Genomic DNA, 16,261 nt, shown 5'->3' on the forward strand with positions numbered 1-16,261 from the left:
ACAGTCTCCACGATTGAAAGCCCGTTTCCACGATTGAAAGGATGAGCCGATGACGGCCGACATCGCCCAGGTGATTGAAGCGATCCGTGCCTTTGAGCGCGGCGAAATCGTGATCGTGACCGACGACGACGACCGCGAGAACGAGGGTGACCTCATTCTGGCCGCGGCGCACGCGACGCCGGAAAAGCTCGCCTTCATCGTGCGCCACACCTGCGGCATCGTCTGCGCGCCGATGACTCGCGAGGAGGCCCACCGCCTGCATCTGGAGCCGATGGTCGCGACCAACGATTCCGCGCACCGCACCGCCTTCACCGTCACGGTCGATTATCGCCACGGCACCACCACCGGTATTTCGGCGGAGGACCGCACCGCGACCGTGCGTGCGCTCGCCAATCCCAATGTCGGCGCCGATGATTTTGTTCGTCCCGGCCACATCTTTCCGCTGATCGCCCGCGATGGCGGCGTGCTGATGCGCTCTGGCCATACCGAGGCCGCCGTCGATCTGTGCAAGCTCGCCAGCCTGCCGCCGGTCGGCGTGATTTGCGAGCTGGTCAATGACGACGGCACGGTCATGCGTGGTCCCGAGATCGAAGAGTTCGGCAAGAAGCACGGCATTGCCCGCGTGTCCGTTGCCCAGCTCATCGCTTATCGCCAGGGCAAGGAGCGCCTTGTCGAACGGGTCGCCGAATTCCCGATCCAGACCATCGCGGGCCCGGCCAAGGCCTACACCTTCTCGACCCGCTGGGATCCGATGCAGCATCTCGCCGTGGTGTTCGGCGATGTGCGCGATGGCCGCGATGTGCCGGTCCGTCTGCATCTGGAATCGGTCGTCGGCGATGTCTTCGGCAAGGAGCAGGCGCTCGACGACATCATCAACCGCATGGCGACCGGCGGTCGCGGCATCATCGTCTATCTGCGTGAGGGCTCGGTCGGCGTCGCCGCTTCGCCGGAACGGCCGCGCAACGCCATCCCGGAGGCCGAGAGCGAGAACGAAGACCACACCTCGGCACTCGCCCGCATGGAAAACTGGCGCGAAATCGGTCTTGGCGCACAGATCCTGAAAGACCTCGGCGTTTCGTCGATCCGCCTGATCGCCTCGCGCGAGCGGCGCTACATCGGTCTCGAAGGATTCGATATCGAGATCGAGGAAACCGAGATCATCGACGGCTGATCTCGTCGCCGTTCGAAATTTCTGCCGGTACCGGTTTGACGATCGGGCCGACCCGCGGGCGCGTGCGCAGGAGCGTTGCCGCGAAGCGCCCGCCCGTGCGCTTTTCCACCCAGCGAAATACGTTGTCGAGCCAGCGGACTCGCCGCCGCAACAGCCGGACGAAACAGGAGAAGCGGCGGTTCGACGCCATCAGAATGAACAGCGCCAGCGCGATGAGCGGTACGCCTGTCGGCAACGGCAACAGCAGGGTCGCTGCTCCCAGAAGAAAGCAAATTGCCGCAAGGCCTGTGAGAAGAAACGCGCGAATGGTCGTTCCCCGGATTTGGTGGTCGCCGAAATTGCCATAAGCGACCGAAATGACGGTTTGACGACGCAGCGGTCGTCAGGCCGGTGTCGGCGGTTTTCTCATGCGAACAACTTGGGCACTGGTCGGTTCTCGGCCCGATACGCCCGTTGCGGCCGCGGCGCGTTTAATCTTTGTTAATGGTGCGGGAGACTTCCAGACCGGTCGCCGGATCGGGTGCGCAAGAAAAAATCCTGCCGAATGACTTGTAGTCGGGTCGTCGCCGGAGCGCCAAAAATCGTCATGCGCCATCCCGAAATACTTGCTTTTCCACACAAGGAAATTCCTGAAAGGTGAAAAAATTTCTGTTTTGCGTTGGATTTTCGTTGAAGCGAGATTTTGTCAAAGTAATCCGTGAGAGACGCCAGCGAAAGCTGATACGATGAAAGCGAAATCTTTTTATAGCAATGAATACTTGATAATGTAATAATTCGTGATCAGGGCGGTCATTGAATTTCAAGGCATGAAGTATTTTATGCGAGAAACATCTTGGATGTGCCTTGCAACCCCCGATGCCGCAGAGGGGCCGGATATGAAAACCATCGCACGCCTTTTCGGAGCCTCCCGCAAGCCCGGTCACAAATCGGTGCACGCGCCGCAGAGCGCATTGAACAATGACGTTACGCGCCAGTTCGCGCGCGCCGGGGTCATGTTCTGGCGCTAACGGGTGATGGACGCGCCGAGCGTCCGCATTCTGTTTAGACGCGGGAAAAAACAGCCACACATTCGATATGCGGCGACCAGAGAAACTGGTCGACCGGCTGCATGCGCATGATGCGATAGCCTCCATCGACGAGGAGCTTTGCGTCGCGGGCAAGCGTTGCCGGATTGCAGGACACCGCGACCACGGTTGCGACGGGGGATGCGGCCAGCATTTCCGCTTGCGCGCGCGCGCCTGCCCGTGGCGGGTCGAACACCACCGCATCGAAGGTCTCGAGCTCCTTGCCGGCAAGCGGAACTTCGAACAGGTCGCGCCGTTCCATAGTCACCGGTTTCAATCCAGATACGTGTCGCGTCGCGTTTTCGAGCGCAGCGAGCGCTGCGCCATCGCCCTCGACCGCATGCACCGCTGAACGCTTCGCAAGCCGTAGTGCAAATGTCCCGACACCACTGAACAGATCGGCAATTCGGGTCGCTCCGACCGTCGCTTCGTCAATGATTTTCGCCATCGCTCGCTCGGCGTCGGCACTCGCCTGAACGAAGGCGCCGGGCGGCGGCACGACGGCGATGCTGTCGAAATCGAGCACCGGCTCGACCGTTGCGACGAGCAGTTCATCGTCGAGCGAGAGCCGCGCGAAGCCTGCCTTGATCGCGATGTCGATGAGTTTCTGTTCGTCCCGCCGCGAGAGTTTCGCCGCGTCGCCGAGCGCCACATCTAGGCCGGATCCTGTCGCGAGAACCGTCAGCCTGAGGCCACCGCGCTTCGGTGCTGCAATCGCTGCGATCTCTCTCAGCGCCGGCAAGGCGGAAACGATCGCCGGCATCAGCACCGGGCAGAATTTGAGGTCGACGACCTGATGGGTCTGCGCCGCGTGATAGCCGAGCGCGATCCGTTTGCCCGCACGGCGGGCCGTCAGCACCGCGCGCCGCCGCGTACCGGGTTCGGCTGCGGTCAGTGGCGCGATTTCGACATCAAGGCCACGCTGGGCAAAGGCGGCGGCGACCTGTTGGTGCTTCCAGTCGCGATAAAGGGCGCCCGACATGTGCTGCAGCATGCAGCCGCCGCAATGGCCGAAATGCGGGCAGGGCGGATCGGCCCGCTCAGCGCTCGGCGAAACGACCTCGACAAGCCGGAGCCGATTGCCGTCCCGCTCGACCGTGACGGTTTCGCCGGCGAGCGTCAGCGATACATAGGCAGGCCCGTCATCGGTGAAGGCCACACCGTCGCCGCGATGGCCGACGTGGTCGATGGTCAGAGTAATCCGATGATCGGCCATTGGTTTCAGCCCTCCTTGCGGGCGCCGAGAAGATATTCGCGGTTGCCGTCGCCGCCGGAAATAGGCGAGGGAACGAGTCCCTTGACCCGCCAACGATGGCGGCCTTCAAGCCAGGCGGCAATTTCTTCCGCGGCTTCATGCGCACGAACGGGGTCGCGCACGATGCCGCCCTTGCCGATATCGGCCTTGCCGACCTCGAATTGCGGTTTGACGAGGAAAATCCCCCAGGCGCCGGGCGCGGCGAGCGCCAGCGCCGGGTCGAGCGCCAGTTTCAGCGAAATGAAGCTGAGGTCGCTGACGACCACCTGCGGCGCCTCGCCGAGATCCTCAAACGTCAGCGCGCGTGCATTGATGCCCTCGAGCGCATGGACACGCGCATCGTCGGCGAGCAATGCGTGGAGCTGTCCATGGCCGACATCGATCGCGTGGACCCGAAGCGCGCCGCGCTCAAGGAGAACCTGCGTGAAGCCCCCTGTGGACGCGCCAAGATCGAGCGCGATGCAGTTCGTTGGGTCGTAGCCGAAGTGCTCCAGCCCGCCGACCAGCTTCAATGCCGCGCGTGAGACGTAGCTACTTGCCGGATCACTGCAAGAGATCTCGGCATCGTTGGCGACCGGCTGGCCAGGCTTGCTGGCGACCGCGCCATCGACCGTGACATGGCCCCGGGTGATGGCATCTCGCGCCCGCGCCCGGGTTTCGGCCAGACCGCGCGCGACCATGGCCTGATCGAGGCGCTGGCGGGACGAGGTCTGGGCGGTCATCGCGGAGCGGGCAGGGGAGGCCGTCAGGAGCCGGCCACCAGGCGCTTCAGCTTGGGGAGTGCGGTCTTGGCGTCTTCCCGGAAGGCAATGGTGCCGACGAACTCGCCCTTGCGGTTGAGCAGATAGACCGCTGCGGTGTGGTCCATCGTGTAGTCGCCGCCATCGAGCGGGACCTTCTTGCGGTAGACCCGGAAGGCATCGAGCATCGGGTTGAGCTGCTCGAGCGTGCCGGTGAGGCCGACGATCCGCTCGTCGAAAGAAGACAAATAGAGCTTGAGCTGTTCCGGTGTGTCGCGCTCGGGGTCGACCGAGGTGAAGACGACAGCGAGCTCATCGCCGGCCGGCCCGAGTTCCTTCAGGTAGTTGCTCATCTCGAACAGCGTCGTCGGGCAGATGTCCGGGCAATAGGTGAAGCCGAAGAACATCGCCCGCGGCCGGCCTTCGAAGTCCTTGTCGGTGACGGTCTTGCCATTGGTGTCGACCAGCGAGAACGGGCCGCCGATCTCGGCGACCGGCTGGCTGAGGTCGCTCGGCGTTCCGGCGAACTCGCTCTTGTACCAGCCGAAGCCGAGCACCGCCGCGCCAATGAGCGCTATGCCAACGAGACCCCATAGGACGTATTGCAGGATCCTGATCGGGGACATGGCGTTGGCTCCGTCGTTGAGTGTGCAGGGCCGGCGGAACGATTGGGAAGTCCGTTGCCGGCAGGTCGCCGCCGGATTTATCCGGCGAAAAAAGTCGTGCCTGCTAAATGCGCTGTCGCGTTCGGCTATGCAACCCCTTCATTGCCGGATGGGCGCGTCACAGGCTCACACTGGGGTGGGCGGTTGGCTATGACGGAGGATTTGCGGAATCCCGTGAAGCTTGGGATCCGTTCGTCCGCGGAGGTTCCGGTTCGGCCGCTTCCTGCGGTGTTTCTGTGAAGGGCATCGCATCCGCGATGTCCTCGTCGGAGAAGAAGCCGCTCGCTTCCGGGACGTAGACATCCGGGTCCTCGGTATCGAGCGGTTCCGGGGTAATGGCGCCGCCGACCGGTGCCGTCGAGCCGAGATCCCAGTCGGTCTTTTCTTCCGGAGCCTCGCGAATGCCGAGCCGCATTGCGAGATAGGCGATCAGCGAGACCTGGACGACGGCGACCATGACGAAAAGCCAGTTCGGTCCGCCGGCCTTCATCAGCATCGAGGCGATGATCGGGCCGCCGACCGAGCCGGTGGCAAATGCGAGCAGAAGACCGGATGAGGTTTCGACATAGCTGTCCGGCTCGGCATAGTCGAAGGCGTGCGCCACCGCGATCGCATATGCCGGCTGGCTGAAGACGCCGAACAGGCCTGCGATGATGATCAACGCCCACGGCGTACTCGGCGGAATGAACGCGAAGACAAGGCTGACGCCAAGGGCGGCAGCGGTGATGCCCATCAGCACGAAACGGCGATCCATGAAGTCCGACAGGCGTCCGAACGGCCATTGCCCGAGGCCACCGCCGACGATGATGGCGGTCGCGAGAAACACCGCGTCCTGTGTCGACAGCCCGATGCGGGTGCCGAAGATCGGCGCAAGAGTCCACACCGCGCCATTGGCGATGCCGATCATCATTGCGCCGATCATGGCGGTTGGTGACGTCCGGTAGAGATGCCGTGGCCTGAAATGGACCAGCATGATCGGCGCAGGCTGCTGTGAGCGGGTCAGCGCGACGGGAATGACGGCGAGCGACACGGCGATCGAGGCAAGGGCGAACGGCGCGAAGGAGGTCACGTCGACCGTGTTGGTGGCCACCTGCCCAAGCGACAGCGCGGTGAAGTTCACGACGATGTAGATCGACATGACGGTGCCGCGGTTCTTGTTGGTTGCGCGCTCGTTCAGCCAGCTCTCGACGATGATATAGAAACCGGCGACGGCAAACCCGGAAAAGGCGCGCGCGACGATCCACAGGGACGGATCGAGAAACAGGGGATGGGCGAGCGCTGCGGCCGATCCGAGCGAGACGATGGCTGCGAAGGCGCGGATATGTCCGGCGCGCAGAATCGCATGCGGGGTCAGAATACAGCCCGCGATGAAGCCCGCGAAATACGCCGACGAAATCAGGCCGATCTGCAGGTCGCCGAAGCCGATCATGTCGGCGCGGATCGGCAGAACCGTCGTCTGCAGCCCGTGGCCGACCAGCATCATGGCAACGGCAATCAACAGGGCGGTGATGGGGGCGAGTGTCGCGGCCATGGGCGATCCGTCTGGCGGTGTTTACAGGTGGTCGTTCTGGCAACGTTGTCGAACAATGACAACACGTAATTTCGTCCGGAAAAAGGAGCCACGTTTGCGACAGGGCCTGGCAACGACGCTGGCGTCGATGCGCGTTCCGGTTCTGGCTTCTGTCGTTCAATCGGTGCGCGGCAACGCGTCGGATTGCGACGCCCCCTTTGCCAAAGGCGCCATTGGCGGATTTCTGCATGCCGATGCGCATTCGATGGTCTATCGGGCGAGGCTCGGAGGATTAAGGAATATAGTTAATATATTAACAAGTAATATTAATAACATATGAAAATACAGAGTTATTCAAAGACAAATCGCGGTCATGTACAAGAGGGGTGAGTATTGGCGCATGGTCGGGGCGGTAAAAGCGGATTCATGTCCGTTGAGAGGCGTCGGTCGACAGAAGAGGCACAGGACGCGTTATGGCAAAGGCAAAGACCACTTTCGATATCCATGATGAGTTGTATGGCAGCAGCAGCGACGACTGGATGGACGGTCTGGCCGGTAACGACCTGATCGCCGGCCTCGCCGGCAACGATGTGCTCTTTGGCCGTGCCGGCAACGATACGCTCTACGGCGGCGCCGGCCACGACAAGGCACATGGCGGTATCGGCAACGATCTTCTGTTCGGTTACGCCGGCAACGACACCCTGTTCGGCAATGGCGGCGACGATTATATGCGCGGCGGTATCGGTTCGGACCTGATGGCCGGCGGCGATGGCAATGACGGGCTGTATGGCGAGGGCGGCAACGATACGCTGAGAGGCGGCGCCGGCGACGATACCCTCGCCGGCCATTTCGGCAACGACCGTGTTTTCGGCCAGGCCGGCAATGATTTTCTGCGCGGCGATGCCGGCAACGACACCCTGAAGGGCGGTTGGGGCGCAGATCGCCTCGAAGGCGGCAACGACGCGGATTTCCTCGCCGGTAACCAGGGCACCGACGTTCTTTATGGCGGTGCCGGCAACGATACGCTCTATGGCGGTCTGAATTCCGACACGCTGATCGGCGGTGCCGGCGACGACAACATCATCACTGGAGCTGGCTTCGACCGCGTCCGCTTCGACGGCAACAGCGGCCATGATGCCGTGCATGATTTCGAGGATGGCGTCGATCTGATCGACATGACCAAGCTCGGCCTCACCGACAGCAACCTGTTCGACAAGGTCTCGGTTTCCCAGGATGCGAACGGCGCGGTGATTTCCTACGAGGGCGCGACTCTGCTTCTGGCGGGTGTCGATGTGTCTGACGTGGATGCCAGCGACTTCCTGATCTAGAGTGTATTCCCGAAAAGTGGGAACCGGTTTTAGGATAAGAATACGCGTTAAAACAAAAGGGTAGAGCATTTCATGTGACTCGGAATTCACAGGAAATGCTCTAGCTTTTTCTTTCGCCGGACGTTTCCACCGGCAGGGGCAACGACGAAAAAGGGCTTCCTGGAGCGAACCGGGAAGCCCTTTCTTTCGTGCCGGCGATGCCGAAACGGACCTACATCAGGCGCTCCTGCGGCGGCTGTTCGGCGACGTTCTGGCCGACGAAGCCTTCCGTGTGGATCAGCTCGTCCTTGGCGCCAAGTTTTTTGACCGCGACTGTGCAGTCGTCGACGAACTCCGGGCTGCCGGCGATGTAGATGCTGTGGCCGGAGAGATCCGGGAACAGGCCCGGCAGGATATCCGGGATGCGCCCGCTGAGGTCGCCGCCGTCTTCGCGGGTCAGCGTCGTGCGGAAGCGGAAATTTCGATACTTGGTCTCGAGGAAGCGCAGCATGCCTTCCTCATAGACGTCATCCTTGTTGCGGGCCGAGAAGATCATCGTCGCCGGATTGCGGAAGCCGCCGCGCATCAGCGCCGCCGTCGCAAGCGCCAGGATCGGCGCCATGCCCGATCCGGCGGCAAGACAGAGCACTGGCGTCTTCGCGGTCGGATCGCCGATGAAGGTGCCATACGGCCCCGAGACCCGGATCTTGTCGCCGATCTTCAGCGTTTCATGCACCCAGCGGCTGGTCTGCCCGTCGTCGATCCGGCTGATATGCAGGATGATCTCGCCGTCCTGTTGCGGCGGATTGGCGACCGAATAGCAGCGGTTCGGAATGCCGTTGCGCTCGTCGCCGAGCGTCACGTATTGCCCCGGCCAGTAGCGCATCGGATCGCCAACCGGGCGCAGGCGGATCTCCAGGATCCGCGGTGTACGCTGGATACGGTCGGTCAGGACGAAGAACATACCCTCGCGCGGAGGAAACAGTTTCGGCTGCGCGTCTTCCGTGCCCCACTCGATCTCCAGCACCTCGGAGGTCGGCTTGGCCATGCACATCAGGCCGAAACCCTGTTCGCGCTCCTCCGGCGCAAGCGCCATGTCGAGCACCATGCCCTGATCGAACTCGCCGGATTTGACCTTCACCTTGCACTCGCCGCAGGCGCCGGCGCGACAGTTGTTGGGCAGCGCGTAGCCGGCCTTCTCAAGCGCGCCGAGGACGGTATCGCCGTTGGCGCATTCGACTTCCTGGCCGGAGGGCGACAGGCGAATGATGCTCATGATGCACTCTCGTATTGCTGTGTGCGGGGATGGATGCCTCGCAACTGAGCCAGTTTTCCGACAGGAGCGGGGGCAAAGACAAGTCCGGACGGGAAATACCGCGTGGTTTTTCCCCGATTTGCCCCCATGGACGGCAAAACGCGCCGGGTCGGCGCGTTCGCTCGTCTCGCATTGCCGGACACCGCGAGGGCGTCCGGCCTGTCTCCGTTTCGGCTCGATCAGAAGACCGGGATGATCTCGTCCATGTCGACCTCGAGGATTTCGCGGCCACTGATGCCCACTTCCGGGATCGCCGGGAATTCCGTGTCGTACTTGTCGAGGACGGCCTTGAGATTGAGCATCGCCTTCTTCCAGTTTTCCTTCTTCTGCTCGTAAGTCGGAATACCGAAGCCGGCGCCGCGCGCAACTTCCTCGGCCTCGCGCTGCGTGGAGATGAAGTCGGACGGAACGTCCCAGAACTCGGTCGGCGGCTCGAACAGCACGGCCGACAGGAACAGGTAGCCGGCGCGGATCTGCTTGGTGATGATCGGCTTTTCTTCGTCCGTCAGGTTCGGATAGTCGCGCTCCATCAGCGACATGCAGATCGCCATGTGGCGGCCTTCGTCACGGCCGATGTTCTTGAATGCTTCCTGGAAGACCGGCTCGCTGGCCGCGGCTGCCATCTGGTGGAAGATCGTCGCCGCCGCGATTTCGCCCATCAGGAACGAGGAGAACAGGACTGCGAGCGAGTATTTCGGCACCGCCTTCTTGTAGCCGTTCCAGTAGCGGCTGCCATTGTAATAGAGCCACTTGGCATTGCGCTGCAGGCGCCGGCCGAGATCGGTCTTCGGCTCGTAGGTCATCGGATCGTCATGGGCGAGCAGCTTGGTGATGGCCAGGCCGCACATCTGCTCGTGGTTCTGCTCGTCGCGGGTGACGGAGAAGAAGCAGCGCCGGACGGGATCTTCCTCGTGCACTTCGTAGCACTTGATCAGCGCTTCCGCGAAGACCGGCGGGGCGGAGGCGTCAAACACCGAGAGAATGGTCCACCAGTAGGCGATGGCCTCACGCTCTTCCCACGAATAGCGGTCCGCATCGAACGTGTCCCAGGGAAGCTTCTTGGGATCCCAGTTTTCGCGCTGCGCGGCGTCCCAGATTTCTTCCATCTTCTCGGTCTTGGAAACCCAGCTCAGCGGAAACACGTTCGGCTGCTCGATCTCCGGCGGGAATTCCATTTTGTCGGCCAGCTTGTCGTGATGTGCCATGGTCAATTCTCTCCTTGGGACTGTCCGGTGCGGTGGAGACCATTCGCGGGCCTCTCTGCGTCAACTCGCCGCATATCCGTTGGTGAAGGGACGATATGTTACGAAATGTAGGTTGGCAAATGAAATTTCGTAATACGATCTCCAAAAAGTCAGGCGAGTAGATCCGAAAACGGCAAAAAATATGAAGAATAACAGAGATATATAAATTGACCGGTGGGTCGGTAAATTTTTTTGATCCACCTTCATGTCAAGGGGATTCATCCGGCATAATGCGCACGAGGTGCGCTTCTTAGGCCCTTATGGCCGGGTGTCGGGCAAACGAAACAACGCCGGCGGCAAGGCCTCGCCGCCGGGTCCGATCAGCCGGGATTCGCCCTCAGGAGGCGCCGAGCGCGGTCAGCGCCGCAGCCAGCGAGTCGCCATTGGTGACGATATCGTCGATCAGCCAGGTGCCGCTCGCTGGGACGAGTTCATAGTCCAGCTTGAAGGTCTTCTCGCCCTCGGTGATCAGCGCGTTGGTGAACGTCACGGTCACCGTGGCGCGCTCCTTCGAGGTCGCTCCATCCGAAATCTCCAGGTTCTCCAGCTTGTAGTCCTGGCCGGGGACGATCGGATTGAAGTCGAGTTCGTCGAGGGCGTGCTTTTTCTTGTAGCCGGCTTCAGCCCCTTCGATGAGCTTGATCATGCGCGGTGTGAAGAAGGCGTCGCGCCGCTCGCGTGACCACACGCCGAAATCCGGATCGGGCTGGATGTAGATATTGGCGATCAGTTCGCGCGGCGTGTCTTCTGCGGTCGACGGATCGAACCACTCGGTTTCGGCCGCCGCGAGTTCTTCCAGAAAGGCGTCCGTGACTTCGCCGGAGGGCTCTTTGCCCCGCTCGGTCAGAAAATCGCTGATTGCCTGCGCGGTCTTCTTGCCGAAGACACCGTCGATCTCGCCGAGCTCGTAGCCAAGCGCGGTCAGCCGACGCTGCACCATCTCGGTCTGTGTTTCGGCGATGTAATACTGCCCGCTCGGTTCGGCCTCCTGCGCCGGGGAAGGCGAGGTGGCGCCGGTCAAAAGCGCGGCCCCGACGACCAATGCGCCGAACAGACGGGCTGGAAGATCAAGGGATGTCCGCCGCTCGGCGACGGCAACAGGCGCCATCTTGCGCGCCCCCCTCTGGTGTCGTTCGGACAGTGATAGGTTCGGTGTCATGCGTTCCTCCACGGTTCGACGTCGCCCCAAGTCAAACATCTTCATCCGTTCCGATCCCGTGAAAGGCCGGACAAAGGTGCTTCCTGCAAACATGGGGATTGCGGACAAGCGAGGCAAGGCAACAGCGCCGCGACACTCCAGCGCTTCACAAGTCTCGGGAACGGCAGGGGGGGGGTGCGATCAGGCCAGCGCGCCGCCGCTTGCCGCCGACCGCCCGAGAGTCTCAAACACCTTGTCGACGATGGCGCGCGCGTCGAGGCCGGCAGCTGCATAAAGCAGTTCCGGCTTGTCGTGATCGACGAACTGGTCCGGCATCACCATGGAGCGGATCTTCACGCCCCTGTCGAGCAGACCCTCTTCGGCGAGATGCTGCATGACATAGCTGCCGAAGCCGCCGATCGAGCCTTCCTCGACCGTGATGACGACCTCGTGGTCGCGGGCAAGGCGCGACACCAGCTCGGTGTCGAGCGGTTTGGCGAAGCGCGCATCGGCGACCGTCGTCGAAAGGCCGGCGGCTTCCAGCTCTTCCGCGGCCTTCAGACATTCGCCAAGACGCGTGCCGAAGGAAAGCAGCGCGATGGTCGACCCGTCCCGTACAACACGGCCCTTGCCGATTTCGAGCGGCACACCGGCTTCGGGCATTTCCACGCCCTGGCCTTCGCCACGAGGGTAGCGGAAGGCAATCGGACCATCGTCATAGGCCGCCGCCGTCGCCACCATATGCACCAGCTCGGCTTCGTCGGCCGCCGCCATCACCACCATGTTCGGCAGACAGCCGAGATAGGCGACATCGAAGGAACCCGCATGTGTCGCGCCATCGGCGCCGACGAATCCGGCCCGGTCGATGGCAAAGCGCACCGGCAGGTTCTGGATCGCGACGTCGTGCACGATCTGGTCGTAGGCGCGCTGCAGGAAGGTCGAGTAGATCGCTGTGAATGGCTTGAAACCTTCCGCCGCAAGGCCGGCGGCAAAGGTAACGGCGTGCTGTTCGGCAATGCCGACGTCAAAGGTGCGCTCGGGGAACGCTTCCTCGAAAACGTCAAGTCCGGTGCCGCCCGGCATCGCAGCGGTTATGGCGACGACCTTGTCGTCCTTGCGCGCTTCCGCGACCAGGCTGTTGGCGAACACCTTGGTGTATTGCGGTGCGTTGGATTTGGCTTTCACCAGCGTGCCGGTGACGACATCGAACTTGCCGACGCCGTGATACTTGTCGACCGAGTCCTCGGCCGGCGCGTAGCCCTTGCCCTTTTGCGTGACCACATGGATCAGCACCGGGCCTTCCTTGGCATCGCGCACATTGGTGAGGATCGGTAGCAGGTGATCGAGGTTGTGGCCGTCGATCGGGCCGACATAGTAGAAGCCGAGCTCCTCGAACAGCGTGCCGCCCATGGCGAACCCGCGCGCGTATTCCTCCGCCCGCATCGCCTGCTTGTGCAGGAACTTCGGCAGACGGCGGGCAAGCTGCTTGCCGATGTCGCGAAGCTGCAGGAAGGTGCGGCTGGAGACGAGCCGCGCGAGATAGGCGCTCATCGCCCCGACCGGCGGCGCAATCGACATATCGTTGTCGTTGAGGATGACTATCAGCCGCGACTGCATCGCGCCGGCATTGTTCATCGCCTCATAGGCCATGCCCGCCGACATCGCGCCGTCGCCGATGACGCAGATCACGTCATTGTCGCGCTTGTCCATGTCACGCGCGACCGCCATTCCGAGGCCGGCCGAGATCGACGTCGATGAATGACCGGCGCCGAACGGGTCGAATTCCGACTCGGCGCGCTTGGTGAAGCCAGAAAGACCGCCGCCCTGGCGCAGCGTGCGAATGCGCTCGCGCCGCCCGGTGAGGATCTTGTGCGGATAGCATTGATGGCCGACATCCCAGATCAGCTTGTCCGCCGGTGTGTCGAAGACATAGTGCAACGCGACCGACAACTCGACGACGCCGAGCCCGGCACCCAGGTGACCGCCAGTGACCGACACCGCGTCGATGGTTTCCTGACGTACCTCCTCGGCGAGCTGGGGCAACTGCTCCACCTCGAGCCGGCGCAGGTCGTCGACGGAATGAACCGTATCGAGCAGGGGTGTTTTCGAGGACGTCGTCACAAAAGGAAGACCTGTACAGCGAAGGGGTATGGGCTTCTCTACACCACGAAGAACATAGCGCGCAAACGGGCGGAAGCGAGGCAGCGCGGTTCTTCGATCACAAAGCCGGGAAATGAAATCCTCGGCAACCGCCTCACACTATCGCGGAAGGACCCGCCGGCGCGGCCGGCACCTTTCGCATCGTGCCTCACTTAGCACTGTCGGACGGAGCCGGTGTTGTCCTGCGGCAATAGGTGGTGCCGGCGTCAGCCGTCGACGTCGAGCGGCTCGCTGCCCGTCGCGGTGCCGTCGGCGCTGGCGCGGATCTTCTCGACCTTGGCCTCGGCCGTTTTCAGCAAACGGTCGCAGTGATCCTTGAGTTTCTCGCCGCGCTCATAGATCGCCAGCGACTCTTCGAGCGGGACGTCGCCGCGCTCCAGCTTGTCGACGATTCCTTCAAGCTCCTTGAGCGCCTGTTCGAAGCTCATTTTGGCGATGTCGGCGCCGGCCTTGCTGGTTTCGTCTGCCAACGGTCCCTCCAGAGTGTTTTGGCTAATCTCGCCCGCGTCGCCGCTACGGCGCCATGAGCGTCATGACATGTGCGGCAACGGACCGCGCCAGCCCTTCGAGATCATAACCGCCTTCGAGCACGGAAACGACCCGCGAGCCGCATTTCCTGTCGGCGATCTCCATCAGCTTGCGCGTTGCCCAGGCGAAATCGGCCTCGACCAGGTTGAGGTGGCCGAGCGGGTCGCGGGCATGGCCGTCGAAGCCGGCCGAGATGATGATCAGATCCGGCGAGAACTCCTCGATGCGCGGCAGGATCGCGATATCCATCGCCTCGCGGAACTCCGCCCCGCCGGCGCCCGGATCGAGCGGTGCGTTGACGATGGTGCCGGCGCCCGTTTCGTTGGCCGCGCCCGTGCCGGGATAAAGCGGCATCTGGTGCGTCGAGGCATACATCACGGTCTTGTCTTCCCAGAAGATGTCATGGGTGCCGTTGCCGTGGTGCACGTCGAAATCCATGATCGCCACGCGTTCGGCGCCATGTACCTTCTGGGCATGACGCGCCGCGATGGCCGCGTTGTTGAACAGGCAGAAGCCCATCGCCTTATTGTGCTCGGCGTGGTGACCGGGCGGGCGGATCGCGCAAAACGCGTTGCGGACGATGCCGGTCATCACTTCGTCGACGGCAATCGTCGCCGCGCCGACACCGCGCAGCGCCGCATCCCAACTTCCCTGCGACACCGTGGTGTCGTCATCAAGCCGCACCAGCCCTTCTTCTTCCGGCACCGCTTCGGCGACGGCCTGCACATGCGCTTCCGGGTGGGCAAGCAGCAGCGACTCGACCGCGGAACGCGGCGCGGATTCGCGCTGCAGAGACTGGAAGCGTTCGTGTTCGAGGATACGATCGACCGCGCGCAGTCGGTCCGGGCGTTCCGGATGACCGAGCGGCGTGACGTGACCGTAAAACGCAGGATGGGATACGAGCAGGGTAGCCAAGGATGATTCCTGAGACCTGAGTGTTGAACTCTGATCAGACGATGGCGGCACCTTCATTGTCAACGCCTGCATTCGGTGCAGGAGCCGTTTCCTGCATTGCGATGCGTTGGAAATTCCGCAACGTCGTCAAGGGCGCGGCGCGGCTGCCCGGCGCAGCCGGTCGTTGATCGCTTCGCCGAGACCGGTGTCGGGGATCGCCATGACCGCAATTCCCCTGGCGCCGCTTTCGTCGAGCGTTCGCAACGCCGAAAAAAGGCCCTGCGCGGCTTCCGAGAGATCGCTCGCCGGGCTCAGATTGATGACTGCGACGCAGCTTTCCGCACCTTTTACCGGCGCGGGACCGAAGGCGAGCAGGGCTTCGTCTCCCTCGACCTCGGTCGCGCCGAGCCGCACGCTTGCATTCGGTGCGTAGTGCGATGACAGCATGCCGGGCGCGGTGGGGCGTTCGTCGTCGGTCGCTGCGATCCCTGCGAGCGGTTTGCCGAGCACGGCCTCGATTTCAGCCCGCGCGATTCCACCCGGGCGCAGCAGACGCGGCATTTCGTCATTGACGGCGACGATGGTCGATTCGACGCCGACCGGGCAGGGGCCGGCGTCGATCACCATGGCGATCCGCTCTCCCAGTTCGGCGACGGCCGCCTCGGCGCTGGTCGCGCTGATCCGGCCGGACCGGTTGGCGCTTGGCGCGGCCAACGGTGCACCGAGCGCGCGGCTGAGCGCGTGCACGATCGGGGAGGCGGGGACTCTAAGCGCAATCGTGTCGAGGCCGGCCGTTGCGAGATCAGCAACCGGCGAGGTCGCGCGGCGCGGCAGCACCATTGTCAGCGGCCCGGGCCAGAATGTGTTGGCAAGCGCGCGTGCAGCGTCCGAGAAATGACCGTGCGTTTCCGCCGTCGCGAGGCTGTCGACATGGCAGATTAGCGGATTGAAGCGGGGCCGCTCCTTGGCCGCATAGATTGCCGCGACCGCGGCGCCGTTGGTTGCGTCGGCGGCAAGCCCGTAGACCGTTTCTGTCGGAATGGCGACGAGCCGACCGGCGCGCAGGTGCTCTATCGCGTCGGCGAATTCCGGCGCGGAGGCAAGGTCGCTGTCAGTCGGGTCGATCTTCCAGATCTGCATGAAAGCGTGCCTGTTCACTTCTGCCGTTAGGGAAGCATTGACGCGCCCCGGCGCCGCTTTACAGTGGCGAAAAAACGGGCTGTCCGAGTTCGCCGGTTGTCTTCGCTTCTTGTTGTGAGGTCAAGCGCCG

14 protein-coding genes are annotated in these 16,261 nt (G+C 62.9%); 2 read left to right on the plus strand and 12 right to left on the minus strand.

Annotated elements, in window-relative coordinates:
* Window positions 1-49: 49 nt before the first annotated feature.
* Entirely contained in the window at window positions 50-1,171 is a 1,122-nt protein-coding gene (gene ribB, locus C0606_16575) for a 3,4-dihydroxy-2-butanone-4-phosphate synthase (protein ID PLX36306.1), read from the plus strand.
* Here ribB and C0606_16580 read toward each other — a convergent pair.
* The 5 genes from C0606_16580 to C0606_16600 all read right to left on the minus strand — a co-directional run bounded on the left by C0606_16580 (window position 1,158) and on the right by C0606_16600 (window position 6,426).
* Window positions 1,158-1,412 carry a hypothetical protein gene (locus C0606_16580; protein PLX36307.1) on the minus strand — a complete coding sequence of 85 codons (255 nt, stop codon included), beginning with the start codon at window positions 1,410-1,412 and terminating at the stop codon, window positions 1,158-1,160. The genes ribB and C0606_16580 overlap by 14 nt on opposite strands.
* 800 nt (window positions 1,413-2,212) lie before the next feature.
* Window positions 2,213-3,451: an RNA methyltransferase gene (locus tag C0606_16585; protein PLX36308.1), complete on the minus strand. Its 1,239-nt coding sequence runs from the start codon at window positions 3,449-3,451 to the stop codon at window positions 2,213-2,215.
* A gap of 5 nt (window positions 3,452-3,456) precedes the next feature.
* Complete coding sequence (locus C0606_16590) at window positions 3,457-4,212, minus strand: TlyA family rRNA (cytidine-2'-O)-methyltransferase (GenBank protein PLX36309.1); 756 nt, start codon at window positions 4,210-4,212, stop codon at window positions 3,457-3,459.
* Between the two features lie 23 nt (window positions 4,213-4,235).
* Window positions 4,236-4,856, minus strand: coding sequence for an SCO family protein (locus C0606_16595; GenBank protein PLX36310.1), 621 nt, complete (start codon window positions 4,854-4,856; stop codon window positions 4,236-4,238).
* A gap of 187 nt (window positions 4,857-5,043) precedes the next feature.
* Window positions 5,044-6,426, minus strand: a complete 1,383-nt coding sequence (locus C0606_16600; GenBank protein PLX36311.1) for an MFS transporter — start codon at window positions 6,424-6,426, stop codon at window positions 5,044-5,046.
* Window positions 6,427-6,878: 452 nt separating this feature from the next.
* Here C0606_16600 and C0606_16605 point away from each other — a divergent pair, with 452 nt between their 5' ends.
* Complete coding sequence (locus C0606_16605) at window positions 6,879-7,733, plus strand: hypothetical protein (protein ID PLX36312.1); 855 nt, start codon at window positions 6,879-6,881, stop codon at window positions 7,731-7,733.
* A 211-nt stretch (window positions 7,734-7,944) separates the two neighbouring features.
* Here the strand turns inward: C0606_16605 and C0606_16610 are convergent, their stop codons facing one another.
* The 7 genes from C0606_16610 to C0606_16640 form a co-directional block, all read right to left on the minus strand.
* Window positions 7,945-8,988 carry a ferredoxin gene (locus C0606_16610; GenBank protein ID PLX36313.1) on the minus strand — a complete coding sequence of 348 codons (1,044 nt, stop codon included), beginning with the start codon at window positions 8,986-8,988 and terminating at the stop codon, window positions 7,945-7,947.
* Between the two features lie 218 nt (window positions 8,989-9,206).
* Entirely contained in the window at window positions 9,207-10,232 is a 1,026-nt protein-coding gene (locus C0606_16615; protein ID PLX36314.1) for a hypothetical protein, read from the minus strand.
* 376 nt (window positions 10,233-10,608) lie between these two features.
* Window positions 10,609-11,523, minus strand: coding sequence for a hypothetical protein (locus tag C0606_16620; GenBank protein PLX36315.1), 915 nt, complete (start codon window positions 11,521-11,523; stop codon window positions 10,609-10,611).
* An 87-nt stretch (window positions 11,524-11,610) separates the two neighbouring features.
* Entirely contained in the window at window positions 11,611-13,530 is a 1,920-nt protein-coding gene (locus C0606_16625) for a 1-deoxy-D-xylulose-5-phosphate synthase (GenBank protein ID PLX36316.1), read from the minus strand.
* Between the two features lie 245 nt (window positions 13,531-13,775).
* Window positions 13,776-14,039 (minus strand): exodeoxyribonuclease VII small subunit, encoded by a 264-nt coding sequence (locus C0606_16630; protein PLX36317.1) that lies wholly within the window; start codon window positions 14,037-14,039, stop codon window positions 13,776-13,778.
* Between the two features lie 43 nt (window positions 14,040-14,082).
* Window positions 14,083-15,012 carry an acetoin utilization protein gene (locus C0606_16635; GenBank protein ID PLX36318.1) on the minus strand — a complete coding sequence of 310 codons (930 nt, stop codon included), beginning with the start codon at window positions 15,010-15,012 and terminating at the stop codon, window positions 14,083-14,085.
* A gap of 126 nt (window positions 15,013-15,138) precedes the next feature.
* A complete protein-coding gene (locus C0606_16640; GenBank protein PLX36319.1) occupies window positions 15,139-16,131 on the minus strand; it encodes a threonylcarbamoyl-AMP synthase in 993 nt (330 codons plus the stop codon).
* Window positions 16,132-16,261 lie beyond the last annotated feature (130 nt).

The sequence above is a fragment of the Hyphomicrobiales bacterium genome, assembly GCA_002869065.1.
GTDB lineage: Bacteria > Pseudomonadota > Alphaproteobacteria > Rhizobiales > Rhodobiaceae > Rhodobium.

Excerpts from the sequence above, each read along its gene's own strand:
- ribB (PLX36306.1), top strand. The coding sequence starts at position 50 with ATGACGGCCGACATCGCCCAGGTGATTGAAGCGATCCGTGCCTTTGAG.
- C0606_16585 (PLX36308.1), bottom strand. The coding sequence starts at position 3,451 with ATGGCCGATCATCGGATTACTCTGACCATCGACCACGTCGGCCATCGC.
- C0606_16590 (PLX36309.1), bottom strand. The coding sequence starts at position 4,212 with ATGACCGCCCAGACCTCGTCCCGCCAGCGCCTCGATCAGGCCATGGTC.
- C0606_16595 (PLX36310.1), bottom strand. The coding sequence starts at position 4,856 with ATGTCCCCGATCAGGATCCTGCAATACGTCCTATGGGGTCTCGTTGGC.
- C0606_16600 (PLX36311.1), bottom strand. The coding sequence starts at position 6,426 with ATGGCCGCGACACTCGCCCCCATCACCGCCCTGTTGATTGCCGTTGCC.
- C0606_16605 (PLX36312.1), top strand. The coding sequence starts at position 6,879 with ATGGCAAAGGCAAAGACCACTTTCGATATCCATGATGAGTTGTATGGC.
- C0606_16610 (PLX36313.1), bottom strand. The coding sequence starts at position 8,988 with ATGAGCATCATTCGCCTGTCGCCCTCCGGCCAGGAAGTCGAATGCGCC.
- C0606_16615 (PLX36314.1), bottom strand. The coding sequence starts at position 10,232 with ATGGCACATCACGACAAGCTGGCCGACAAAATGGAATTCCCGCCGGAG.
- C0606_16620 (PLX36315.1), bottom strand. The coding sequence starts at position 11,523 with ATGTTTGCAGGAAGCACCTTTGTCCGGCCTTTCACGGGATCGGAACGG.
- C0606_16640 (PLX36319.1), bottom strand. The coding sequence starts at position 16,131 with ATGCAGATCTGGAAGATCGACCCGACTGACAGCGACCTTGCCTCCGCG.